This window comes from Phaeobacter cretensis, assembly GCF_047372505.1.
GTDB lineage: Bacteria > Pseudomonadota > Alphaproteobacteria > Rhodobacterales > Rhodobacteraceae > Phaeobacter > Phaeobacter cretensis.
In genome coordinates, this window is sequence record NZ_JBKBEU010000001.1 from 3,868,499 (window position 1) to 3,893,358 (window position 24,860).

At 56.7% G+C, this 24,860-nt stretch carries 20 protein-coding genes; 9 read left to right on the plus strand and 11 right to left on the minus strand.

The window, feature by feature from the left end:
• The 3 genes from ACEWZM_RS18300 to hflX all read left to right on the plus strand — a co-directional run bounded on the left by ACEWZM_RS18300 (window position 1) and on the right by hflX (window position 3,187).
• Complete coding sequence (locus ACEWZM_RS18300; RefSeq protein ID WP_414007811.1) at window positions 1-1,548, plus strand: TrkH family potassium uptake protein; 1,548 nt, start codon at window positions 1-3, stop codon at window positions 1,546-1,548.
• 128 nt (window positions 1,549-1,676) lie between these two features.
• On the plus strand, window positions 1,677-1,916 hold the full coding sequence (gene hfq / locus ACEWZM_RS18305) for an RNA chaperone Hfq (RefSeq protein ID WP_008204623.1): 240 nt from the start codon (window positions 1,677-1,679) through the stop codon (window positions 1,914-1,916).
• Complete coding sequence (hflX, locus tag ACEWZM_RS18310; RefSeq protein WP_414007812.1) at window positions 1,916-3,187, plus strand: GTPase HflX; 1,272 nt, start codon at window positions 1,916-1,918, stop codon at window positions 3,185-3,187. The genes hfq and hflX overlap by 1 nt, the downstream gene beginning before the upstream one ends.
• A 95-nt stretch (window positions 3,188-3,282) precedes the next feature.
• On the opposite strand, the gene ACEWZM_RS18315 is transcribed toward hflX, so the two are convergent.
• Complete coding sequence (locus tag ACEWZM_RS18315) at window positions 3,283-5,772, minus strand: penicillin acylase family protein (protein ID WP_414007813.1); 2,490 nt, start codon at window positions 5,770-5,772, stop codon at window positions 3,283-3,285.
• A 135-nt stretch (window positions 5,773-5,907) separates the two neighbouring features.
• Between ACEWZM_RS18315 and ACEWZM_RS18320 the strand changes: the two genes are divergently transcribed.
• Window positions 5,908-6,780, plus strand: a complete 873-nt coding sequence (locus tag ACEWZM_RS18320) for an NAD(P)-dependent oxidoreductase (RefSeq protein ID WP_414007814.1) — start codon at window positions 5,908-5,910, stop codon at window positions 6,778-6,780.
• Window positions 6,781-6,909: 129 nt separating this feature from the next.
• Here ACEWZM_RS18320 and ACEWZM_RS18325 read toward each other — a convergent pair whose 3' ends face one another.
• Window positions 6,910-7,485, minus strand: a complete 576-nt coding sequence (locus ACEWZM_RS18325) for a lipid-binding SYLF domain-containing protein (protein ID WP_414007815.1) — start codon at window positions 7,483-7,485, stop codon at window positions 6,910-6,912.
• Between the two features lie 232 nt (window positions 7,486-7,717).
• Complete coding sequence (hemB, locus tag ACEWZM_RS18330) at window positions 7,718-8,716, minus strand: porphobilinogen synthase (protein ID WP_414008077.1); 999 nt, start codon at window positions 8,714-8,716, stop codon at window positions 7,718-7,720.
• 200 nt (window positions 8,717-8,916) lie between these two features.
• Between hemB and ACEWZM_RS18335 the strand changes: the two genes are divergently transcribed.
• Window positions 8,917-9,441 carry a component of SufBCD complex gene (locus ACEWZM_RS18335; RefSeq protein ID WP_414007816.1) on the plus strand — a complete coding sequence of 175 codons (525 nt, stop codon included), beginning with the start codon at window positions 8,917-8,919 and terminating at the stop codon, window positions 9,439-9,441.
• 36 nt (window positions 9,442-9,477) lie between these two features.
• A complete protein-coding gene (gene mfd / locus ACEWZM_RS18340; RefSeq protein ID WP_414007817.1) occupies window positions 9,478-12,945 on the plus strand; it encodes a transcription-repair coupling factor in 3,468 nt (1,155 codons plus the stop codon).
• Between the two features lie 80 nt (window positions 12,946-13,025).
• Here the strand turns inward: mfd and ACEWZM_RS18345 are convergent, their stop codons facing one another.
• The 3 genes from ACEWZM_RS18345 to ACEWZM_RS18355 form a co-directional block, all read right to left on the minus strand.
• Window positions 13,026-14,249 carry a multidrug effflux MFS transporter gene (locus ACEWZM_RS18345; protein ID WP_414007818.1) on the minus strand — a complete coding sequence of 408 codons (1,224 nt, stop codon included), beginning with the start codon at window positions 14,247-14,249 and terminating at the stop codon, window positions 13,026-13,028.
• A gap of 229 nt (window positions 14,250-14,478) precedes the next feature.
• On the minus strand, window positions 14,479-15,144 hold the full coding sequence (locus ACEWZM_RS18350; protein WP_414007819.1) for a DsbA family oxidoreductase: 666 nt from the start codon (window positions 15,142-15,144) through the stop codon (window positions 14,479-14,481).
• Window positions 15,141-16,748, minus strand: coding sequence for a class I adenylate-forming enzyme family protein (locus ACEWZM_RS18355; protein WP_414007820.1), 1,608 nt, complete (start codon window positions 16,746-16,748; stop codon window positions 15,141-15,143). The genes ACEWZM_RS18350 and ACEWZM_RS18355 overlap by 4 nt, the downstream gene beginning before the upstream one ends.
• Before the next feature lie 65 nt (window positions 16,749-16,813).
• On the opposite strand from ACEWZM_RS18355, the gene ACEWZM_RS18360 reads away from it, so the two are divergent.
• A complete protein-coding gene (locus ACEWZM_RS18360) occupies window positions 16,814-17,437 on the plus strand; it encodes a helix-turn-helix domain-containing protein (protein ID WP_414007821.1) in 624 nt (207 codons plus the stop codon).
• A gap of 158 nt (window positions 17,438-17,595) precedes the next feature.
• On the opposite strand, the gene ACEWZM_RS18365 is transcribed toward ACEWZM_RS18360, so the two are convergent.
• Both ACEWZM_RS18365 and ACEWZM_RS18370 read right to left on the minus strand, forming a co-directional pair.
• Complete coding sequence (locus ACEWZM_RS18365) at window positions 17,596-17,826, minus strand: hypothetical protein (protein ID WP_414007822.1); 231 nt, start codon at window positions 17,824-17,826, stop codon at window positions 17,596-17,598.
• A 161-nt stretch (window positions 17,827-17,987) separates the two neighbouring features.
• Window positions 17,988-19,814 (minus strand): extracellular solute-binding protein, encoded by a 1,827-nt coding sequence (locus ACEWZM_RS18370; protein ID WP_414007823.1) that lies wholly within the window; start codon window positions 19,812-19,814, stop codon window positions 17,988-17,990.
• Window positions 19,815-20,209: 395 nt separating this feature from the next.
• Here ACEWZM_RS18370 and ACEWZM_RS18375 point away from each other — a divergent pair, with 395 nt between their 5' ends.
• Both ACEWZM_RS18375 and ACEWZM_RS18380 read left to right on the plus strand, forming a co-directional pair.
• The gene (locus ACEWZM_RS18375; RefSeq protein ID WP_414007824.1) at window positions 20,210-20,983 is read left to right on the plus strand and encodes a 3-hydroxybutyrate dehydrogenase; all 774 of its coding nucleotides are present in this window, start codon (window positions 20,210-20,212) and stop codon (window positions 20,981-20,983) included.
• Window positions 20,984-21,118: 135 nt separating this feature from the next.
• On the plus strand, window positions 21,119-22,147 hold the full coding sequence (locus ACEWZM_RS18380) for a patatin-like phospholipase family protein (RefSeq protein WP_414007825.1): 1,029 nt from the start codon (window positions 21,119-21,121) through the stop codon (window positions 22,145-22,147).
• 54 nt (window positions 22,148-22,201) lie between these two features.
• Here ACEWZM_RS18380 and ACEWZM_RS18385 read toward each other — a convergent pair whose 3' ends face one another.
• The 3 genes from ACEWZM_RS18385 to ACEWZM_RS18395 form a co-directional block, all read right to left on the minus strand.
• Window positions 22,202-22,894 carry a DUF502 domain-containing protein gene (locus ACEWZM_RS18385; protein ID WP_414007826.1) on the minus strand — a complete coding sequence of 231 codons (693 nt, stop codon included), beginning with the start codon at window positions 22,892-22,894 and terminating at the stop codon, window positions 22,202-22,204.
• Window positions 22,895-22,977: 83 nt separating this feature from the next.
• Window positions 22,978-23,892 carry a pseudouridine-5'-phosphate glycosidase gene (locus tag ACEWZM_RS18390; protein ID WP_414007827.1) on the minus strand — a complete coding sequence of 305 codons (915 nt, stop codon included), beginning with the start codon at window positions 23,890-23,892 and terminating at the stop codon, window positions 22,978-22,980.
• Window positions 23,889-24,851, minus strand: a complete 963-nt coding sequence (locus tag ACEWZM_RS18395) for a PfkB family carbohydrate kinase (RefSeq protein ID WP_414007828.1) — start codon at window positions 24,849-24,851, stop codon at window positions 23,889-23,891. Before ACEWZM_RS18395 ends, ACEWZM_RS18390 begins: the two co-directional genes overlap by 4 nt.
• Window positions 24,852-24,860 lie beyond the last annotated feature (9 nt).

Consider the following 24,860-nt stretch of genomic DNA (forward strand, 5'->3'; position numbering starts at 1 on the left):
ATGCCGCGCCAACGCCGCCAGAGGCAGGAAAAGGCGCGTGGCATTCTGCGTTTGCCGTTGTTTCTGCTGATACTTACGGTGGCGGCGCTGGCGATGTGGGTGCCCGCGATACATGCGCTGATGCTCGATGATCACCAAACCTCGCGCAGTTTCTTCTATTCTGGTGTGGTCGGCCTGATGGTCGTTGTGCTGGTGGGGTTGTCGATGGGCAACCGGGTGCCGCGCTACAGCATGCCGGGCCAGCTAACCTCGCTTCTGGCGAGCTTTGCGGTCCTGCCAGTGTTTCTCGCAATGCCGATGCACGACACTTTGGGCAATACCAGCTATCTCAATGCCTATTTCGACATGGTCGGCGCCATTACCACAACGGGTGCGGATGTTTTCTCTGATCCGAGCCGCCTGCCACCCAGTGTGCATCTTTGGCGTGCCATTGTGGGCTGGTTGGGAGGGCTGCTAATGTGGGTTGCAGCCTCGGCCATTTTGGCACCACTGTCACTGGGCGGTTTTGAAGTCACAGCGCGGGGCGAGCCGGGGCGCGGCACCGAGACACCGCTTCATATGCAGCGCGCTGATCCGCGTCGCAAACTGGTGGTGGTAACCCAGACGCTTGCGCCGCTTTATGCCGGGCTGACGCTGGTGTTGTGGATCCTACTGATCGTCACAGGTGAGTCCGCTTTGGTCGCCCTTGGGCATGCCATGTCTGTTTTGGCAACCTCCGGGATCTCGGCGGTTGGGGGCATTGAGAATGGCAGCAGTGGTATTGCGGGGGAAATGGTGATGTTCCTTTTCATGTTTTTTGCCCTGTCACGACTGACCTTTTCCACTGATACGGTGACCAGTGGGCATAGCCGACTGGACCGTGACCCGGAGTTTCGTATTGGCCTGTTGATCGTTTTTGGCATCCCTTTGCTGCTGTTCGTGCGTCATTGGATCGCCAGCTTTGAAGTCGCGACCACCAGTGACCTGATGCAGGGGCTGCAATCGTGGTGGGGCGCGACCTTTACTGTGTTGTCGTTTTTGTCGACGACCGGATTTGAAAGTGCCGACTGGGAGACCGCGCGGCAGTGGTCCGGACTAGACACCCCCGGTATGATCCTGTTGGGGTTGGCGGTGATTGGCGGCGGGGTGGCGACGACCGCCGGTGGTGTCAAGTTGCTGCGTGTTTATGCGCTTTACCTCAATGGCTTGCGAGAGATGGAGCGCTTGGTTCATCCCTCATCCGTCAGCAACGAAGGCAAGGGTAACAGGCGCCTGCAACGCAATGGCGCCTTCGTCGCTTGGGTGTTCTTTATGCTGTTTGCGCTGTCTTTGGCGGTGATCAGCATCAGCCTGGCTGCGGTCGGATCTGATTTTGAACAGGCGTTGATTCTGACCATCGCGACCCTCTCTACAACAGGCCCTCTGACAGAAATTGCGGGCGCGGAGCCAATTGCGCTGATCCATCTGACAGCCACCGCAAAACTGATCCTATGCTTTGCCATGGTTTTGGGACGGCTGGAAACATTGGCGATCATTGCCTTGATGACACCAAACCTCTGGCGCAGTTGATCAATCATGGTTACCCTGAACGCTGTGTGAGTAATTTTCGGGTGGAAACTCCGATTATCTGCGTTCATAGTATTCATTAACAGGGCGCTGGTCCGCAGCGCGACAAGAACAAAGGCGAGAAAATAATAATGGCTTCGGACAGACAGAATCTTCAGGATGCCTTCCTGAACCACGTTCGTAAAACCAAGGTTCCGGTCACCATCTTTTTGATCAACGGTGTTAAGTTGCAGGGCGTGATTACTTGGTTTGACAATTTCTGTGTCCTGCTGCGTCGGGACGGGCAGTCGCAGCTGGTCTATAAACACGCTATTTCTACAATTATGCCTGCTCAGCCGATCAGCCTCTATGAAGGTGAAGACGCCTCTTGATGGAGCATGACCGGACGCCCACCCGCGCATGGGTGGTGCATCCCGATATCAAATCTGACCGCGACCGCCGCGATCCTGTGTCCGCCCTCGCTGAAGGCGTATCACTGGCGCGTGCTTTGCCCGATATTGACGTAATCGGTTCCGATGTGGTGCGCCTGCCTAAGGCGCATGCGGGAATGTTGTTTGGATCGGGTAAAATCGAAGAGTTGAAGACCCAATTTCACAACAATGAGGTGGAGTTGGTTCTGATCGACGGCCCGGTATCGCCGGTTCAGCAGCGAAATCTGGAAAAGGCCTGGAAAGTTAAGATACTTGACCGGACCGGGCTGATCCTTGAGATCTTCTCGGACCGAGCGCGTACCCGTGAGGGCGTGTTGCAGGTTGAAATGGCTGCGTTGAGCTATCAGCGTACCCGCCTTGTACGAGCCTGGACCCACTTGGAACGTCAGCGTGGCGGGCTCGGTTTTGTTGGCGGTCCCGGTGAAACCCAGATCGAGGCTGACCGGCGTGCGATCGATGAGCAATTGGTACGGCTGCGCCGCCAGTTGGACAAGGTGGTGAAGACCCGGACGTTGCATCGGGCTGCTCGGGCCAAGATTCCATATCCTATTGTGGCACTTGTGGGCTATACGAACGCTGGAAAGTCCACATTATTCAATCGGTTGACCGGTGCCGAGGTTATGGCCAAGGACATGCTGTTTGCAACCTTGGATCCGACCATGCGGCGGGTGCAATTACCGGACGGTCCGGAGATTATTCTATCGGACACCGTTGGTTTCATCTCTGACTTGCCGACTGAATTGGTCGCATCCTTCCGCGCCACGCTGGAAGAGGTTCTGGCTGCGGATGTGGTCGTGCATGTGCGTGACATCAGCCACGACGAAACCCAAAATCAAGCTGCGGACGTCGAGAGTATTCTGACCTCATTGGGGGTGGATGACAGCCGGGCAAGGCTGGAGGTTTGGAACAAGCTTGATCTTCTGGATGAGGAAGAGGCCGAAGCGCGCCGCCAACGCTCAGAACGCGAAGAGGGCATACATGCCATCTCTGCGATCAGCGGTGAGGGGCTAGAAGGTCTTCTTGCCGATATCACGGGGCAGCTGCGACTTATCCGTCATGAGGACGAAATCACTCTGACATTTGCGCAAGGCAAGCAACGGGCTTGGCTGTTTGAGCAGGATGTTGTGCAAAGCGAGGCCCAGACTGAAACCGGGTTTGAGCTGACTGTTCTTTGGACTGAAACGCAGAAGAACCGCTTCCGCGCATTGTGATATTTGCTAGATACTGAGTAAGAAAGACCCCGCTGCCAATCTGGTCGCGGGTTTTTTTTTGTTGTTAGCCGCTTATCTTGCGGCGATGAATGTTGTCATTCTGCGGTCGCTGATGGGATCAGTCGCGTAACGCCGACAGCCGCAGCGCGGGCGAGGTCCTCGTCCAGCGACATGGGTATATATTCGCCGCGCCGCCAAAGCTGAGACATGTCGTCGTAGTAACGCGACAGGAAATGTCCCGATTGGCCAGTGGCGATAATGAAGACTGAACTGTCAGGATCTGCGAAATCATAAACCCCGCGATAGCCGGCGGCATGGACATTACGGAACGGGTGTTCACCTCTTCCTGACGTGCGCCCGCGCTGCAGTGTATCATCACCGCCACTGGTAGATTGGCGAATGTTCACAAAAACGCGCAGCAATGGCACGTCGCCCAGCACCTCATGGTTCTGAGTGGCCTGATGTGCATCGCCCCAGCGTAAGGATTCCAAGGCTGTACCATAAGTCTCTTCGATCCAGATCAGGGCATCATCCAATGCTAGGCGCGCCAGTTCTGTGCAGGTTTCGGAGGGCGCACTTTGACGGATGTCGCACCAAACTGATGCGCCTTCGATATCGCGGAATACACGCTCAAGGAACAAGGGATCGACCTGCTGAAACTCAGTGGCGAGCGGCCCCAAATCGTCTTCGATCAAGCGTTTTTGCAAAGCTCTAACCCAAGCCGCATAAATCAACGGCTCCGGAAGATGTTCGTTCATCTCACCATTCCACCCGGACAACAGCGAGAGAGCGATCTGGCGTTGCCTTTCGCGCGTGCCTTCCGGTGCGGCTTCACCGGTGAACCAAAGGTCCGCCCCAATCAATGGCAGCAATGTGCGGGCCGTGTAGGACACGGTGTCCTGCTGCGCCTCGATAAAGCTGTCTCGGGTGTGTACCTGGCGATCTTGCATCAGTTTACGCCAACGATTGATCCGCTGGGTATCTCCCCAGGAATATGAGACGTGGTTGGGGAACGGCCGGTCTAGCAGCTTGTTATTGGTGTTGCCCAGAATGCCACCGATAGGGGAGACGAATTCCGGGTTGGCAGCAAAGGGCACGCGACCTTGCCATTGGTTTTCGCGGCGCCAGCCCTGACTTGGCATGCGGCCCTGACTCTGGTGCCGGGCGTCACGCTTTGGCATTGCACCAACAGTTTTCAGCGCCACGGTGGCTTTGTCGGCAAGGGTAAGGTTCTGGGAAGGTGCGATATAGTCTTCGCTGATCGCAATCGCATCTTCGACGGTTGTGGCACGCATCATTTCAAGTGCAGCACTAATCGATGTGTCCTCGGCGCTTAGGCCGGTCCAGCCGAGACTCACAACATGGCCTGCAGGCGTCACTGAGGCGAGATCAAACATGGTGTGTGGCAGTACCGGGCCGTTCTCAGTCCAGCGCAGGGTTAGGGTAACCGGAGTTTCATCCTTGATGTTGATGATCGACGGCCTGCTGGTAAACCGCTTGTAGCCATCTGCTGTCTTGTATTCCTCAGGGTTGGTGGGGTTCAGCTGTTCTATAAACAGGTCCTGATCGTCCATATAGGAGGAGGTCACACCCCACCCCAACATGTCAGAGCGGCCCGAGATAACGGCAGGAATGCCCGGAATGGTAGCACCGATCACGCCGCCTGTGCCTAATTCCAGACGTGCCAGATACCAAACACCCGGCGCGGTCAGCTCCAGATGGGGATCATTCGCCAGTAGTGTGCCGCCCGCTGCCGAACGGCTGGGCGCCGCGGCCCAGGCGTTGGATGCTCCTGCCAAACCACGCGCAGCCACGGGCATGAACAGCGTGTTCTGGCTGGTGTCTGTGCTGGCGCTGGCATGGCGTGGTAACTGCGGAAAAAGCGTTGCATATTCTGGGAGGGCTGTGATGGCTTTGCCGGGGGCGTCGGGTAAAATGTCCTGCAAACGGTCGGGATCTGGCAGGGCAAGTGATGTACGGGCCCGCAGGATTTCTTCCTTCATGTGGCTCGAAAGTTTCAAGCCCATCAACTTCATCACGGCGATGCTGTCAGCGGGCTGCCACGGGGCCATAGGCACGTTGAACAAGAACATTTCAGGAGCACCGCGCCCCAGAGCGTCTTCGTTGATCTCTTGCAAACGGGCATTCACACCAGCAGAATATGCGCGCAGAGCGGTCAAGGTATCCGGTGTTTGAGATGAGACAGACTGTTGTGCCAAACGATAGATATCAAGCCGCCGGATCAGCGTGTCGACCTGTACGGTGCGGCTGCCAAAAACCTCGGACAGGCGTCCCATGGCGGCGCGGCGCATCGTGGTCATCTGCCACAGACGGTCCTGCGCATGGGCATATCCAAGGCCAAAATAAACATCTTCATCACTTGCGCCGTAGCTGCCAAAAATATGCGGAACATTGGCATTGTCGCGCACGATCTCAACCGGAGCGAGGAGACCGGGTAAGGTGATTTCCTTGTTGTAGTCGGGCAGCGATTGCGCAGCGAGGAAATAGATCAGACCAAGCCCCATAACCAGAAGCAGAATCAAAGCGGCGGCGATGCGCAGAAGCCAGCGAAAGAGAAGTCCCATCGGCGGTGCGTTTCCTCAGTTTTTGACGTTATTGGCCCGGATATGGCGCTGTTTCTTGCCCTTGTAGATTGCGCCGGGCGGCGCGGCTGCTAGGGTGGCGCCAACATAGGACAAGACGTATCTGGGGGAAAGCAGATGGCAAAGATTGCATTCTTGGGTTTGGGAGTGATGGGCTATCCGATGGCGGGCCATTTGGCGGCCGCTGGACATGAGGTCACAGTATATAACCGAACTGCGGCCAAGGCGGAGGCCTGGGCGAAAGAACATGGTGGCAGTGCGGCCATCACTCCGCGCGAGGCGGCAGCAGGCGCAGAGTTTGTTATGGCTTGCGTTGGAAATGATGATGATTTGCGCTCGGTCTGCCTTGGCGACGGCGGTGCGTTCGGCGGCATGGACGTGGGCGCGATCTTTGTGGACCATACCACCGTGTCGGCCAGGGTAACCCGAGAATTGGGCGCCGCTGCTGCTGAGCAGGGACTGTCGTTTGTAGATGCACCGATTTCAGGTGGTCAGGCAGGTGCAGAGAATGGGGTTCTGTCTGTGATGTGTGGAGGTGACCAGGCTGCCTATGACAAGGCGGAACCCATCATCGGTGCATATGCACGTATTTGCCGCCGGATCGGTGATAGCGGTGCGGGCCAGATGACCAAGATGTGCAATCAGATTGCGATTGCCGGATTGGTTCAGGGCCTGAGCGAAGCACTGCATTTTGCAGATAAGGCCGGTTTGGACGGGCGCGCAGTGGTTGAGGTGATCAGCCAAGGGGCCGCAGGCAGCTGGCAGATGGCTAACCGGCATGAGACAATGCTGGATGATCACTTTGAGCATGGGTTCGCGGTTGACTGGATGCGCAAGGATCTGGGCATTTGCCTTGATGCTGCGGATGAAACCGGAGCCAGCCTGCCGGTCACCGCGTTGGTCGACCAATTCTACAAAGATGTGCAGAAAATGGGCGGGGGGCGCTGGGATACTTCGAGCTTGTTTAAGCGCCTGAAAGCATTTGATTAAGAGGATGCGAAAATGGCCTTTCCATCAGGAAAGGCCATGCGTCTAGCAGCGATATGTGATGGAAGAGGAAACAGAATATGATGCGCCCGGACAAGATGCCGAGGCGCATCGCTGTAGAAATACCGCGTATCAGGGAATGATACGAGTATATTTGGTGCCCTCCAACGTGGCTCCGAGGCGCAAACCAGCCTGACCAAAGACTGCGGCCAATATCGGACTATTCAGTGTGTTGGTATCGGCGGCCAGCGAGTCGCCTTCGTCGCGGATCACATATTCCAGATCGGCACCTGCGGCCCAGCCAGAGGAGCGGCGGAAGTTCGAGAGCGCGTCTTGCGTCATGAAAAACAGCACATGGGCGTATTGCTGTGCGCCGATTTGCAGGCCAGCGTTGCCTTTGACTGTTGAATAATAGTCGACAGTTGCGCCATCAATGCGCAACGCGCCACGCCCGAATGCGCCACCGACAAGGAAGCCGGCTTCTGTCACCAGTGGAATCACCAGCATCCCGGTGGACTTCTCAGCGAGAGTAACGGCGCCGGGATACTGACTGTACATCTGGCTCAGTGTGGCATCGACGCGGGCATCAATTTTTGGTGCATTGCTGTTGCCAATGCCATTGCCACATGCGGCTGTTACGCCTGCACCGGCCAAAGCACCAAGCGCAAAACCGCGCCGGGTTAAACGGGAAGAATAAGAGCTGCTCATCTTGGTTGCCTGTTTTCTGGGGCCGGAGCCGTAAGGGGCTATAATATCGGCCTGTCACTGTTTATATGCGGCCAGTTCTCTGGCTCTGGATGTTGGTATACGCGGAAAGCTGCTGCCTGTCATCACTTTGGCAGCAGCTATCAGCGGCTTCCTGCCTGCAATTTGCCGTGATTTCACGTGGGCTTCTTCGTAGCAAAGACATTCCTGTGGCGGTTTCACTATGCTCGGGGCATCAGCTATTCAGTAGCCGTGCAGCGGCCGGGGCGTAGTAGGTCAATACGCCATCACAACCAGCACGTTTGAAGGCCATCAGGCTCTCCAACATGATGCGTTCGCCGTCGATCCAGCCGTTCTGGGCTGCCGCCTCAATCATCGCGTATTCGCCGGAGACCTGATACGCGAAGGTCGGCGTGCCGAAGGTGGATTTCACCCGCTGACAGATATCGAGATAGGCAAGACCAGGTTTGATCATGACCATATCGGCGCCCTCGTTCAGATCTCGCTCTATCATCCGCAGTGCTTCGTCGCTGTTGCCAGGGTCCATCTGGTAGGTTTTCTTATCACCTTTCAACGCACCGGAGGCCCCGACCGCGTCGCGGAATGGTCCGTAGTAGGCAGAGGCATATTTAGCCGCATAGGACAGGATGGTAACATTGCGATGGCCTGCCGTCTCCAAAGCGCTTCGCATCGCAGCAATCCGGCCATCCATCATGTCAGAGGGGCCGATGATATCAGCGCCTGCATCGGCCTGCGCTATGGTCATCTTGACCAATGCCTCGACGGTTTCATCGTTGATAATTTCGCCATCCACGACGTAGCCATCGTGGCCGTTAATATTGTAGGGATCCAAGGCGACATCAGTCATTACAGCGATATCGGGTGCAGCGGACTTGATCGCGCGAATGGCGCGGTTGACCAGATTGTCCGCGCTCCATGCCTCTGCACAATCTTCGGTCTTGAGCGTCTGATCTGTATAGGGAAAGAGGCAGATGGCCGGGATGCCCAAGGCTTGAGCCTCAACCGCGGCCTCGACAACTTTATCGATGCTGCGCCTTGTGACACCGGGCATCGAGGCGATCGGCTCTTCGATGCCATCGCCGTCACGTACAAAGACCGGCCAGATCAGATCATCACTGGCTAAGGTGTTTTCGCGTACCAGATTGCGCAGCGCAGCGGTGCTGCGCAGTCGGCGCGGGCGCGCGGCAGGGAAAGGGGCGACGGTCGGCTTCATCGGGTCCTCGCAGATCATGGTCGCGATCTTGTCAGTAATCGCGTTTAGCCTCTTGCGTGCCATGGAACAGCAGTGGCGACAAGTGACAGATTCGCCGCGCCATTGGCCGTCTGGCCTAAGCAGGCAGAGCCCCCCCTTGTGCAAGGCAGCAACGCAGGGGATATAGGGGCGCAAAGACCGGAAGAGAGAAGGGCCACCGAGTGGATCTGTTTCATACTTTGACTGAGCTAATTGATCTGCGGTCTTTTTCCAACCTGTGGTACTGGATCGCACTGGCGGTTGTCTGGTCCTCTGCCAGCCATTGGGTGATGGGCGTTCCGTTTGATATGGTTTATCGCGCACGCAGGCAGGGCGGGCAGGCGCAGCTTGATCTGGAAGCGATTGCGCGCGTCAATGTAAACCGGATGATGTATATCACTGAGGTTTCGGGCCATTGGGTGCTGGGTATCGCCTGTTTCGTTCTGGCGATGTTGGGTATGTTGGGTTTCTACTATGATATCGAATTTGCACAGGGTGTGTTTCTACTGGCCTTCCCTATGAGTTTTGTCGGACTAATTAATCTTAATTCAGCGCGCCATATCTACCGTGACGATCTGGTTGGAGAAACTCTGATCCGGCGATTGACCTTGAGCCGCTTCTTCATCCAGTTGGTTGGTATGGTGTCGATTTTTGTCACTGCACTTTGGGGCATGTATCAGAACCTGCAAATAGGGTTCTTTGGCTAATTGCCTGCGGGCAGACGACGAAAGAGAGACGCAAGAATGGCGCAACAGTCGATCACTGCGGGCGGCGCACCAGAAGGTTTTGATGCGCGGCTGATCCTGAAAGAGGCCGCCAAAAGTAGCGTTCCGGTTGTCCATGTGGCGCGTGATGACAAGCGCATGGAGGCGATGCGTGCCGCGCTGGCTTTCTTTGCGCCGGAGATGCCGGTGATCAGCTTTCCCGGCTGGGATTGCCTGCCGTATGATCGTGTGTCACCGAATGCGGATATTGCGGCGGCGCGTATGGCGACACTGGCTGCCTTGGTGCACCAGATGCCGGGTCAATTTGTCCTGCTTACGACACTTAATGCGGCCACCCAGCGGGTGCCTGCGCGACAGATACTGAAAGACGCGGCCTTTACTGCGGAGGTGGACCGCCGCATCGATGAAAACGCGTTGCGTGGTTATCTGACACGGATGGGTTTCACCAAAAGCCCGACGGTGATGGAACCGGGTGATTTCGCGGTCCGTGGCGGGATTATCGATATCTATCCGCCGGGACAGAGTGGCCCGGTTCGCCTTGATTTGTTTGGAGATGTTCTGGACGGCGCACGTCGGTTTGATCCTGCGACTCAGCGCACCACAGAAAAGCTGAGTTTGATCGAACTGGCGCCGGTGTCCGAGGTGATCCTTGATGAGGCCGCCGTGACAAGGTTTCGTCAGAACTACCGGATTGAATTTGGTGCAGCAGGCACAGATGATCCTCTGTACGAGGCGGTATCGGCGGGGCGGAAGTACCAAGGGATTGAACACTGGCTTCCGTTCTTTCACGATCAGCTGGAAACACTATTCGACTATCTGCCGACTGCTACTGTGACGCTGGATGATCAGGTGACACCGGCGCGGTTGGCGCGCTGGGATAGCATTGTTGATCAATATGAAACCCGCAAGATTGCAATGACGCAAAAGGGCCGGATCGACACTGTCTATAAACCGGTGCCACCGGAATTGCTTTATCTGGATGATGCTGGCTGGGAGGCCGCGATTAGCGATCACCGCGTGATCCGCTTCCATCCTTTGCCACAGGCCAGCGGACCCGGTGTGATTGATGCAGGTGGTCGTATCGGCCGCAATTTTTCTCCCGAAAGACAGCTGGAAAATGTAAGCCTTTTCAAAACTCTGGCCGATCATATTAAGACGCGAATGCAGTTGGGCCCGGTTGTGGTTGCCTCTTATTCAGAAGGTGCGCGCGAGCGATTGACTGGTCTGATCGAGGATGAAGGCCTCGCTGAGGTGATCGCCATCCGGGATGGAACGCGGATTGGAAAATCGGGCCTGCATCTGGCAGTTTGGGCACTGGAGCATGGGTTCGAAGCCGACGATCTGACAGTGATTTCAGAACAGGATGTGCTGGGAGATCGGTTGATCCGTGCTCCGAAAAAACGCCGCAAGGCTGAGAACTTCCTGACTGAAACTCAATCCTTGAGCCCCGGCGATCTGGTCGTGCATGTCGATCACGGGATTGGCCGTTACAAGGGGCTGGAAGTCGTGACTGCCGCAGGGGCGGCGCATGAATGCATTCTGCTGGAATATGCCGAACAGTCAAAACTGTATCTGCCGGTCGAGAACATCGAGCTGCTGTCAAAATACGGGCATGACGAGGGACTTTTGGATCGGCTGGGTGGCGGTGCCTGGCAGGCAAAGAAAGCCAAGCTGAAAGAGCGCATCCGCGAGATGGCGGACCGGCTGATCCGGGTCGCTGCTGAACGCGCGCTTCGCAAAGCGCCCATGATGGATCCGCCGCCTCACGCCTGGGAGGAATTCTCTGCGCGGTTCCCGTATCAAGAAACCGATGATCAGCTGCGCGCTATCGAAGAGGTGATGTCGGATCTACAGTCGGGATCTCCGATGGACAGGCTGATTTGTGGCGATGTGGGCTTTGGTAAGACCGAGGTTGCCATGCGTGCAGCCTTCATCGCGGCAATGTCTGGCGTGCAGGTTGCGATCGTTGCACCGACCACGCTGCTGGCACGTCAGCACGCAGCTGCCTTTGCTCAACGTTTCCGTGGTTTCCCCATGGAAGTCAGGCAGTTGTCTCGCTTTATTGGCGCGAAAGAGGCCGCAAAAACACGCGAAGGCATGGCAAAGGGCACGATTGATATTGTGGTTGGCACACATGCGCTTTTGGCAAAATCGGTGCGCTTCCAGAACCTTGGCCTCTTGATCATCGATGAAGAGCAGCATTTCGGGGTCGCGCACAAAGAGCGGTTGAAGCAGATGCGCAGTGATATTCACGTGTTGACGCTGACCGCTACTCCGATCCCGCGGACTTTGCAGCTGAGCCTTACCGGGGTGCGGGATTTGTCGATCATTGGTACACCGCCCGTCGACCGGCTTGCGATCCGCACCTATGTGAGCGAATTTGATTCCGTGACCGTCCGTGAGGCGCTGTTGCGCGAACATTATCGCGGCGGGCAAAGTTTTTACGTCGTCCCGCGCATTACTGACCTGCCGGACGTCGAAGCCTTTCTGAAAGAGCAGCTACCAGAACTCAACTATGTCGTGGCCCATGGCCAGTTGGCTGCTGGTGATCTGGATGACCGGATGAACGCCTTTTACGATGGTAAGTTTGACGTTTTGCTGGCCACAACCATCGTGGAATCTGGTCTCGACATTCCGACGGCGAATACGATGGTCGTGCATCGGGCCGATATGTTCGGCCTCGCACAGCTTTATCAAATCAGGGGACGTGTGGGCCGCTCCAAGACCCGCGCCTATGCCTATCTTACCACCAAGCCACGCGTGCGCCTGACAGCGGGTGCTGAGAAACGTCTTCGGGTGCTTGGGTCGCTTGATACGCTTGGGGCCGGGTTCTCATTGGCTACACAGGATCTTGATATTCGCGGGGCAGGCAATCTGCTGGGTGAGGAACAATCCGGCCAGATGCGCGATGTCGGATATGAGCTGTATCAATCCATGTTGGAGGAGGCGATTGCCAAGATCAAATCCGGCGAGTTGGAAGGGCTGACCGGCGGCGATGATCAATGGGCACCGCAGATAAATCTCGGCGTGCCGGTCCTGATCCCTGAGAACTACGTACCAGATCTAGACGTGCGCCTTGGTCTCTATCGACGTCTTTCCGATCTTACCACCAAAGTTGAGCTTGAGGGCTTTGCCGCTGAACTGATCGACAGATTTGGCCCGCTGCCAAAAGAGGTCAATACGCTGATGTTGGTGGTACGCATCAAGGGCATGTGTAAACGGGCCGGTATCGCCAAGCTAGACGGTGGCCCGAAGGGCGCAACCATTCAGTTCCACAACGACAAATTCGCCTCGCCACAAGGGTTGGTGGAGTTTATTCAGGCGCAGGATGGGTTGGCCAAGGTAAAGGACAACAAGATCGTCGTGCGCCGTGATTGGAAGAAAGATAGCGACAAGATCAAAGGGACCTTTGCGATTGCACGGGATCTGGCGGAAAAGGTCGTTGCAGAAAAGAAGAGAGCCAGGGCGAACGCCAAGACCGACTGATTGGCCCAACAGCTTTAAATGAACAAGCCCCTCCAACGAATTGGAAAGGCTTTATTTTTCAGGATTAGCTGATCTGTGGTTTACTCAGCGGCCACTCGGTTCTCAACGCGCGCCATATGCAGCATTAGCCCAAAGCCGCCGATGGACATCAACAAAATTGCTGCGGTCAACGGCACGATCGACCCGTCAAACAACAGTCCAACAGGTGCGGCGATCAGCGCCGCGCAGACTGTGGAAATGGCACCGATGACCGAAGCCGCCATACCCGCAATATGACCCATTGGTTCCATTGCCATAGCATTGAGGTTGCCCATGGTGAGGCCAGCCATAAAGAAAACGCTGGTTTGCCAGGCGATAAACAGGCCGAAATTGGCGGTCAGAGCCAAATCCAGCGTTCCGAGCAGTAGCATGATGCTTGCCAAGATGATCTGGCTACACAAGGCCCATGTCACCATGCGGCGCATCCCGATCCGGACCACGACCGACGCATTGATCAAGCTGCCAGTACCCGACATCAGGGCAATAAATCCGAACCAGTAAGGAAAACTCTCCGCGCGGTCAAAAACAACATCATAGACCGGCTGAACCAGCGTGATCATGCAGAACAACATGGCTAGGCACAGTGTTTGTACCAAGATCGACAAACGCACGCTGCGATGCGCCATCATTTCACTTACCGCGCCTAGCAGCAGTGGAAGGCGGAATGGACGACGGTTCTCACGTGCCAATGGTTCCGGCAAGCGCAGGCCCATCCAGATGACGATGATGATGGCAAACAGCGCAAACGCAAGGAAAATGCCGCGCCAGCTGGTAACCGCAATGATACCGGCGCCCAGCAGCGGCGCGATGGCTGGCACCAATGTGAAGATCATCATGGCGATAGACATCATTTTAGCCATTTCCCGGCCAGAGTAGAGATCACGCACGATGGCAACCGCTACCACCCTTGGCCCAGCAGACCCTAGGCCCATTGCGATGCGGCTGATCAGAAGCAGCTCAAGCGAGGTGCTGACCCAGGCCAAAAACGCAGATGCGATGTAAAGCGCTACCCCGGCAAAAATAACCGGACGGCGGCCAAAAGCATCAGAGAGCGGACCTGTAAAAAATGTACCGACCCCCATCCCAAAAACGAATGCGGCGATCACGAGCTGGGCGCGGTTTACGTCGTCCGGGCTCAAGGTATTGCCGATCTCGGGCAGGGCCGGCAACATCGCGTCGATTGAAAAAGCGATCGTCGCAAACATCATCGCGATCAATGCGATAAACTCAGCTTTGGACATGCTGTTTTGTATATCTTTTGTCATATGAAACCTCAGATGACACATTAGGAGGCTCGGTAATCGGGCACTGTCTGGGCGTCACTCGGTCCGCGCTAGCATATCTTTCTAGGATGGACCAGAAGCCAAGATGCACAGACCTATGTGCATCTTTATATCAACAGTGCGCACACAAGAGGCGGATCACCAGAGACTGGCAATCCTCAATTTGTTTCTAAAATAACATTATCAATGTGTTATGGGGCGTTCTTTAGGGCTAATCGGCCTTAGTCTCTTCATCAGCTTGAAGCTGTGTTTGGATATCGGCGATGACCTGCTTCCACAACTCTGGTTGCTGCGCACCGGGGACCGCGTGTTGATTGGCCACAACGAATGTCGGCACAGATGAGATCCCCATCTTGCGAGAATGGGCATCGCGGTTCCGGATCTCATCTGCGTCTGTTTCACCGGATAGCAGTCTGAGCGTGACATCTCGGTCCATCCCGACACTGGCAGCGATATCTGCTAGAATCTCGGCGTTACCGATGTCTTTGGCCTTCACAAAGTATGCATCGAACAGAGCGTCCACGACCTCGCCCTGTTTGCGTTCGATCCCGGCCCAGTGGATCAGGCGATGGGCATCCAGTGTATTCGGGGTGCGAACCATCGCCTCGAAATTGATCTGAAGACCGGCGGTGCTGGCGTGTTCGACAACTGGGGCATAGGCCTTAACCGCACCATCCTTGCCGCCGAACTTGCCCTCAAGATAGGCGCGCCGGTCCATGCCCTCACGAGGCATTTCAGGGTTCAACTGAAACGGATGCCATTCAATAACAAAGGGATGATCGACGACCTCGGCCAGAGCCTTGTCCAGATGGGTCTTGCCGATATAGCACCACGGGCAAATCGGGTCGGACAGAATATCAAGCTTTACAACGCTCATGACGGGGTCCTTTGGTGTCGGATGTAGCAATCGGGCAGGGCACGGCGCAGTAGTTTACCATTGGCCCCGGTGGGCAGCGCATCAAGACGTAGATAAGCGCGCGGCTGTTTGTATCGCGCAAGTCGCGACTTGGCAAAAGTCGAAAGTGTTTCAGCAGTCACGTCTTTGGCACCGGTATAGAACGCCACAATGATATGGGTGTCGGGTTTCACCTCGACCGAGGCGACGGCGATTTGTTCAATATCCTGATGTGCCAGAAGGATTTTTTCGACTTCGACTGGCGAGATGCGATAGCCGCCCGCATTCATCATATCATCGTTTCTGCCGAGATATCGGATCTGGCCATCGTCAGTCATTTCACCCAGATCACCGGTCAGAAACCAGTCGTCTTGCATTCTCGCATTGGTAGCCGCCGGGGCGTTGTAGTAGCCAAGCATAAGCCCCGGATCACGCCGATCGACTGCTATAGTGCCTGAGGTATTGCGGGGCGTGGGCGCACCGGATGGATCAAGGATTGCGACGCGGCGCCCTGGTTGAGGCCAACCGAGCGTATCACTGGCGCGCGCAGGATCACGCGGGCGTGCCGGATCGGCAGAAATAAAGGTTGAGCATTCAGACATGCCAAATGCCTCATACAGCTGGGTTCCGGTCGCAGAGCGCCAGGCTTCGGCAAGCGTGCGGGAGAGTTTTTCACCAGCGCAGAGCCCATGGCGCAACGCAGGCAGATCCAGTGGTTGGCCGGATTGAAGCAGTTTTCTGTACACACCCGGAGCCGCCGCAAAAAGGCTCGCCCCATACTCGTGCAGCAACTCAGGCAGAGCGGCAATTGCGGTGCCTTTTTCTGGGATCAACGCCGTGGCACCGATGCTCCACGGATCCATCAGGCCGGTGCCAAGGGTGAAGGTCCAGTTGAACGCGCCGGCGTGGAACAGCCGGTCCCGCGGGTGCAGATCGTACCAATGCCGGATCATCATTTGTCGTGCCCAGATAGCACGGTGGGCATGAACCACCGCACGCGGATTTCCGCCGGTCCCGGATGTGTAGACGATGTAGGCGGGTCGATTTGGGTCGCAAAGCTGCATTTGAAACCGGTCTTCCGAAGGGACAGACCGCTGCATTGTCTCAAGTGAGTCGCGGTCAATCTCATGCGGGTGCGGCGCAGATGCGATACCGGGATCGCGCAAGACAGCGGCGGGAGACAGCTCATCCAGAATACGGGCGACCTCTGGCTCTGTCAGTTGCGACGAACTGGGGACCGGGATCAGGCCAACGGCCATAGCAGCCAGATAGGCGATTGGAAATATCGGTGTGTTGGCCAATCTGAGGAGAACCCGGTCGCCGGGTTTTAGACCATGTTCCAACAGTCCGGCTCCGATCCCACGCACAGCTGCGCGCACTGCGCCATAAGTCCAATCCTGCGACATTGCGGTTGGCCTGCCGGTAGACGACGCTGGTTTGGGCGCTGATGGCGGCGAGAGAACGGAGAGCGCCGACGCGTTCGACGCAGCAGGAAAGTTCGTCGCGCGCTGGTAGAGCACGTGATCGGCCAGATTGAATGGCGCGGGGCAGGGCGCGTATGGCCCGGTATCGAACAGAGACTGCATGCTGTTTGGCTAACTTGGCAATCCACGCGTTGCAAGATGGCCCGCTCCGGCCTATAGGAAAAAGCATGACCTCTCGTGATCCCAAATCGCTTATCACCATTGCCCGTGCATCGGGCGAGGCCACCGAAACCGAGCCGCTGGATCTGGGTGTTCGCGTGCGCGAGTTACGCAAGGCGCGGGACTGGACGCTGGAACACGCGGCCAATCAGGCGGGTCTGGCGCGTTCGACGTTGTCAAAGATCGAAAATGGCCAGATGTCACCGACTTACGAGGCGTTGAAGAAGCTAGCAGTGGGGTTGCAAATTACGGTTCCGCAGCTGTTTACCCCGCCACAACGGGATCAGGTGAATGGCCGTCTGACAGTGACAAAGACGGGGCAGGGATCGGCTCATGCTACTACAACCTATGAGCACGAGCTGCTGGCTGACAGCCTGACACGTAAGCAGATGCTACCCTATCGCGCACGTGTACGAGCGCGAAGCATGGATGAATTTGACGGCTGGGTACGCCACGACGGCGAGGAATTCCTCTACGTGCTGACTGGCGTTGTGCAGCTGTATACCGAATTTTATGAGCCTATTGAAATGCGCAGGGGTGACAGCGCCTACTATGATGCCGCCATGGGTCACAATGTGGTCTCGCTTAGCGATGAAGACGCGACTATTCTCTGGGTCACATCACTGACCTGACCGTCAATTATGCGCTTCTCAACAGTCGCAGTTAACGCTCAAAAATCACATCACCCAAGCATCTTTCACCAAGATGTCTGGTATTTATTTTCCATATCTTCGCACACAGGCAAGCAATACCTCTTTAAGGAGGCTGCTTAGGAAGAGTGGTTTGACGATCAGCGCAGCTGGTGTTCCAGCTCTTGGTGAAGGCTCTCGGTATATAGGAAATCATCCACCTCTTCTCGCGCTTCGGTCAGCGTCAGGTGGTGGGTTCGGGCGAGATAAGCAACGAACTTATCTTTATCATCGAGCAAGGATGGGGCCGAGCGGGTGTGCAGATGCGGAAACCGTTGTTTGAGACGGGGCATCCTGTCGAACCAGCTGGCGCAGGCTGTTTGAACAGGCATGGGGGGCTCTCTCCAAGTCAGAATAACGCGTGGGCATTGATGCTAGCATTTTTTCACAAAAAAGAAAGTCTGCGTGAAATCGACATCACTCTGGCACGAAAATGAGCCCGCCACCGCGGGTGCGGGGCGGGCTTTGGTCCGGTCATTTACGGAGCTGGCTATCAGTTTGCCTGATACCACCAAACTTCAGGCATGTAGGTGATACCGTCACCGCTGACTGGCAGGCGATCCGGAAACTGAAGTTCTTTCACATGTGCGATGCGGCCTTCTGCGTATTGCCAGATCGGGATCACATAGCGACCCGCCGTTAGCAGCCGGTCAAGTGCACGGGCTGCGGCGGTGAAATCTTCCTTTGAGGAGGAGGCCAGCATCGCATCAATCATGGCATCCACTGCCGGTTCCTCAATCCCGATCAGATTGCGGGAGCCTTCCTGCTCCGCGGCCGCGCTGCCCCAGTAGAGGTATTGTTCGTTTCCAGGGCTTAGAGACATCGCGCGGCGGAAAAACGTCATGTCATAATCAAAGGCTTGCTGCCGCTGAACAAATTGCGCGCTGTCGACCATGTCAGCAGAGAGTGCGATGCCCAAGCGTTCCAATGCGCGTGCATAGATCTCAACCACAGAGCGCATCTCGCCCTCACCGAGGTTGCCGGGGGACAGCAGGACCTGAAGCTCCAGTGCCTCACCGGCAGCATTGCGCATGATCCCGTCCTGCACTGTCCAACCGGCATCTGCGAGTAGCTTGGTTGCCGCGCGCAGGTTCTTTCGATTGCGTTCGCTACCGTCGCTGACGGGTAGAGTGTACCCGTCCAGCACGCCAGGAAGCAATTTACCTTCAAAGGGAGTGAGTAGGTTGCGGACCTTGCCCTCAGCGGGGCCGGGTTGCATCGCCAGATAAGAGTTCGAGAAATAGGATGAGATGCGCGGTTGAGTTCCGCCCGTCAGCGTCTCGTTCAAATACTCAAAGTTGAAGGCCCGTATCAGCGCCTCGCGCACTTGCCAATTGTCAAATGGTGCACGGCGGGTGTTCATGGCGATGCCGGTCATGCCTGATGGCTTGCCGTTGGGAATGACCGTTTTGATAACATCGCCGGAAGTTACGGCTGGGAAGTCATAGGCTTTGTCCCATTTTGCAGCGTTGAACTCGCGGATAGCAGATATTTCACCCGCCTTAAAGGCCTCCAGTAGAACGGTCTGGTCACCGTAAAAATCCAGACGGATCTCATCAAAGTTACTGATGCCACGGCGCAGGGGCAGATCCTTGCCCCAATAATTGTCGTCGCGGTCAAAACGGATAAACCGACCGGCCTCGAAATCTGACACGGTGTAAGGGCCGGAACCTATCGGGGCTTCATCCAGTCCGGAGGCGGCAAAATCTTTGCCCTGCCACTGTCCCTTCTTAAGGATCGGTCGCATTCCGGCAATGAGTGCCAGCTCTCGGTTGTCTTCATTAAAACTGATGCGCAGGCTGCGTGGGCCGGTCTGTTTGATAGTATCGATCTGGTTCCAGAACCGACGATACCGGATATGACCTTCTGTGCCCAAAGTCTCGTAGGACCAGAGGACATCCTCGACCGTGACCGGTGAACCGTCAGAGAATCGGGCCTCCGGGCGAAGGGTGAATTCAACCCACGAGCGATCCTCTGGAACCTCAATCGATTCGGCCAAAAGCCCGTAGAGGGTGAAAGGCTCATCAGCCGAGCGCCCCATCAGGCTCTCGTACCCCCAGAAACGCAGTTGCCACGGTGGGGTGCCTTTCTGAGCGAACGGGTTCAGTGTGTCAAAGCCACCGGTGTTGCCAAAGACCACCTTGCCGCCTTTGGGCGCATTGGCGTTTGCATAGGGTAGAGACACAAAATCCGGTGGTAGGGCCGGGTCTCCATACATAGCTATGCCATGCGCTGATTCTGCTGCTGCAAAATTGGCGCTTGCACCAAGGATGATTCCGGCCAAGACCGGTCGAACTCTAAAGAAAAAATCTGTGCACACTTTTGCAACAATCCCGCTCTGGCCTTATTTTCATGAACACCAACGTTAAAGGCGGTGCCGCGCCAATTCAAACTTTTAGCTTGGATGAACGGGGGAAATTGCTTATAAAGGTGTCACTGCTCGATAGGTTTCTTGCCTGTATGAAACCTGCCTCAATAACTTAACGCCCGCTTCGTGCGGGCGTTTTTTTTTGGCCTTGCGGTTTCCTGCACTCATGGCGCGGTTCCTAAGTCGAAAGCCGATCCGCCAGCGACCTGATCGCGTTTGAGGATAGCGGCGGAAACTGGTCTCGCTGGTGCGTCTTACAACTTTCACGCGGCGATTGGCGTTTCCTTTGCAGGTGCAGCATGCCACAGTCGCACCAATCAGGTTTTGCACAGGAAGGGAAGAGCAAGATGACGCTGACGGGCAAATGCGCGGTGATTACCGGGTCAAATTCCGGCATCGGTCTTGGGGTTGCGCGCGAGATGGCGCGTGCCGGGGCGGATGTTGTTTTGAACTCTTTCACCGACAGGGACGAAGACCACGCGCTAGCATCTGAAATCGCGACGGAATTCGGAGTGCAAGCGCGTTATATTCAGGCTGATATGTCGGACGCAGAGGCATGCCGAGCGCTGATCACGAAGTCCGGGCGTTGCGATATCCTGATCAACAATGCTGGAATTCAGCATGTCGCGCCGGTAAGCGAGTTTCCGGTCGATAAATGGAATGCGATACTTGCGATCAACCTGTCGTCGGCATTCCACACAGCAGCAGCAGCGCTGCCGATGATGCGCGGCGCTGGCTGGGGCCGTGTGATCAATATCGCGTCTGCTCATGGGTTGACTGCATCGCCCTACAAATCGGCCTATGTCGCGGCCAAACACGGCGTTGTCGGCCTTACCAAGACCATAGCTCTGGAAACTGCTGAAGAGCCGATTACGGCCAATGCCATCTGCCCGGGGTACGTCCTGACGCCGCTGGTCGAGGCCCAGATCCCGGATACCATGGAGAAATACAACATGGGTCGTGAAGAGGTCATCAAGAAGGTGATGTTGGAACGCCAGCCATCACGTGAGTTTGCGACCGTCGAGCAGCTTGGTGGAACGGCTGTGTTCCTATGCTCAGATGCGGCAAAGCAGATGACCGGCACCACCCTGAGCGTCGATGGCGGCTGGACCGCACTATAAGAACTGCTGCCCGGCGCGAGAGGGGGCAACCCTCTCCTGTGTCTGCAAGGTAAGTAGCACCCAAAGTAAATTGCAAAGATGTCAGGTCGTCGTCCGGAGTAAGGATCGCGAGTTTCGGCAGTCAGGAGATGGACCATGACGAAACGGATCAATCTGGCCCTTCAGGGGGGCGGGGCGCATGGCGCTTTCACCTGGGGTGTTCTGGACCGGTTGCTCGAAAATGAAGATATTGAGATTGCGGCCATCACCGGAACATCTGCCGGGGCCCTTAACGGCGCTGCACTGAAATCTGGTCTGGTACACGGCGGGCGCGAGGGAGCACGTGCCTGTCTGGATAACCTGTGGCAGCGCATGGGCGCTGTCGGTGACATGCGGTTTTCACATTGGCTTGCGGGGCTTGATGCGGCGCCCTTGCTAGGGGCGCTTGATTGGATTGCCCCGTTTTCCCCGCGTGAGGCGATGGGGCAAATGTTGTCCCCCTACAGCTACGGTCCATTCTATCGCAATCCGTTGCAGCCGGTGGTGGAGGCGTTTAACTTTTCAGAGGTCTGTGCGGATCAGGGGCCGCAGCTGTTTATTTGCGCGACGTCTGTACGCAGCGGCAAGGTGCGGGTCTTCTCAGGTTCAGAGGTTACTACAGACGCCATACTGGCGTCTGCCTGTCTGCCGAACCTGTTTCAGGCAATTGAAATCGAAGACGCAAAAACCGGGCGGTTGGAACCCTATTGGGACGGAGGCTATACTGGTAACCCGGCGCTGTTCCCTCTATATCAACCCGATCTTCCATCCGACGTGGTGATTGTCAGCATAAACCCGTTGGAGCGGGACGAGCTGCCAAAGACCCCCCAGCAGATCCAGAACAGGGTGAATGAGATCAGTTTTAACTCATCGCTGCTGCGTGAGTTGCGGGCGATATCGTTTGTTCAGCGGCTACTTGAAAAAGGCAGCCTGGAACAAGGGCAGATGAAGCGGGTGCTCGTGCATATGATCGCTGATGATGACCTGATGCGACAGCTATCAGTGAATACCAAACTGATCCCGATCCCGCAGATCCTGGCAAAACTGAAATCCGCAGGCCGCGCCGCCGCTGATCGGTTTCTGGATACGGACGGAGACGCTATCGGCGTGCAGTCAACTGTTGATCTTGCCGAGATGTTTGGCTGATCTGACAGGTTTGTTCGCGATGAATATGTTGGTCTAGGGCCTGCTAAGAAAAGCCTAGTCTGTGTCCGGCTCGGTGGGTTGGGTTGGATCCTTGGCGTTGGGATAGACGAGGCCCGCAGAAATCACCAGTTTGGCGGCCTCCTCCACTGTCATATCCAGTGGGATAACATCTTCCTCGGGGAAGAACAGCAGGAACCCGGATGTCGGGTTGGGAGTGGTCGGCACAAATATCGACAAGAGATTGCCGCCGGTCTCAGCGCGTAATGCCACCTCACCTTTCGCGGTGGTGGAGACAAAGCCGATGGCCCAGATGCCGCGGCGCGGGTATTGGATCAGGCAAGCCTTATCAAAACTGCGTTCGGTCTGCGCAAAAACCGTCTCCGAAATCTGTTTGATACCGGAATAGATCGAACGCACAACTGGCATACGGTCAACTAGGCTTTCAGCAAAGCCGATCAGGGACCTGCCAATGATGCCTTTGGCGACCCAGCCCACCACAATCGTAAACAGCAGGAAAATGATCAGACCGACGCCACGCAGGTTGATACCGATATATTGTTCAGGGCGCACCGTTGTTGGCACCAGCGGCAGGACAACGCCGTCGATCCAGCCCATCACGGTCCAGAGGAGCCAGATGGTCAGCCCCACTGGGGCGATCACAACGATCCCGGTGAAAAAGGACGACCGCAACCGGGCAAACAGGCCGGGCCGGCGAGGTTGGTTCTCTTCGTCGAAGGGCGTGGTCATCTGAGCGTTTCACCAGTGAGGAACGTAAGGAAACTATGTAGAGATCTGCGCAATCGCAATGGGCGGTCGCGCAGAAAGACCTTTTATCGCTTCAAGTTGACCAATTCTTTGGCGATTTCGGCCGCAAGACGAGCGTTGTTGCGCACCAGTGCGATATTGGCAGTTAATGACCGACCGTCAGTCAGCTCAAATATGCGTTGCAGCAGGAAGGGGGTCACATCCTTGCCGCTGATGCCTCGTGCATCGGCTTCTGCTTGGGCCTGCGCCAATACCGGCGCCAGATCGGACGCAGCGATCTGATTGGCCTCTGGGATCGGGTTTGCGATCAACTGACCACCGGGCAGATTCATGGCCTGACGAGTTGCGTGGCTGCGGGCAATCGCAGCCGGGGTGTCCATTCGCAGCGGTGCCGTAAGGTCGGATGTCGCCGACCAAAACGCTGGAATGCTGTCCTGACCATAGGCAATGACCGGCACGCCTTGGGTTTCCAAAACTTCCAGCGTTTTCGGAATATCCAGAATGGCCTTGGCCCCGGCAGCGACAACGGTGACTGGCGTCTGGGCTAGTTCCATAAGGTCGGCCGAAATATCAAAACTGGTCTCGGCGCCTTTGTGCACACCACCGATACCGCCTGTGGCAAAGACACTGATCCCTGCCAGACGGGCAGCGATCATTGTTGCGGCCACAGTGGTCGCACCCGTGCCACCAGTTGCAATGCAGGCAGGCATGTCAGCGCGGGAGATTTTGGCGACGTTCTTGGCTTGGCCAAGGGCTTTCAGCTGATCCGCCTCAAGCCCGATATGCAGTTGGCCATCGATTACGGCCATGGTCGCCGGAACGGCACCAGCAGCGCGAATGTCGTCTTCGACCTGTGCGGCGACTTCGACGTTCTGCGGGTAAGGCATCCCATGGGTGATAATGGTGCTTTCAAGCGCGACGATGGCTTGACCGGCGTCGCGCGCGGCTGCGACTTCGGTTGAAAGTGACAGAGGGATCAAAGGGGAGGTTCTCCTGAAACATAGGTGGCAGCGGCCTTGAGCGCCGATGCTAGCGAGGTCTCGCGATCTTCACCACGAGCCTCGGCCGCGATATGGGCGGCCATGAAGGTATCGCCCGCGCCCGTAACACGCGCCACAGTGACCCGTGGCGGTGCTTGCGTAAGGAGGCGCGATTGGTCCGCTTCGGTGGCCGTGCTGCCGCCATCGGTGACCAGAACCCGCGCTGCGCCGCGATCGAGCATCGCACGCGCGGCGGTCGGGCTGTCGGTGAATTCGTCCTGACACAGAAGACCGGCCTCTTCGAGGTTCACATAAAGCGTACCACAGCTGCGCTGCAGAAACGGGCGCAGGCGTTCTGCCTTACCTGGTGAGGCCGGCGCAACACGCAGATCGGCCTCGGCAAAGGCGGGATTGGAGGTGATGTCGTCCAGCAGCGATAGTGTCAGGTTGCCATCCAGAGCTATCGGGCCGGAATAGGGCGTGTCTTGGCTGCCAAGTTTGCCGTCTATGAGGGGGCGAAGGATCTTCGCGCCAGCGGCCTCAAGCGAATGGGCATCGGCGATGGCGGCAATCAACCCGTTGGCCCCCTCGACAGCCATGTATCGGTCTGTCGGCAGATCCTCTGAGCGATAGAGGTAATCAGTGATCAGGCCCAAGTGGGCGCAGGCATGCACCAATTCATCACCCTCACCGTCGCGACCAATCGCGCTGAGGAGGGCAGGGCGTAGCCCAAACCGCGCCAGTGTCATCGCGATGTTCATGGCGACGCCGCCGGGTAGGCGGGAGATCCGCCCCGGCATATCCGATCCACGCTGCATCTCGGCATTGCACCGGCCGATAATGTCCCAGAGGACGGAGCCAATACAGAGGATGTCGGGCTGATCCGTGACAGAGGCTCCCTCCGAAGGGGTCGAAGCCTCAGGTTTATGCGAAGCGGGAGAATGCGGGACCTGTGTCATAAATCCCTA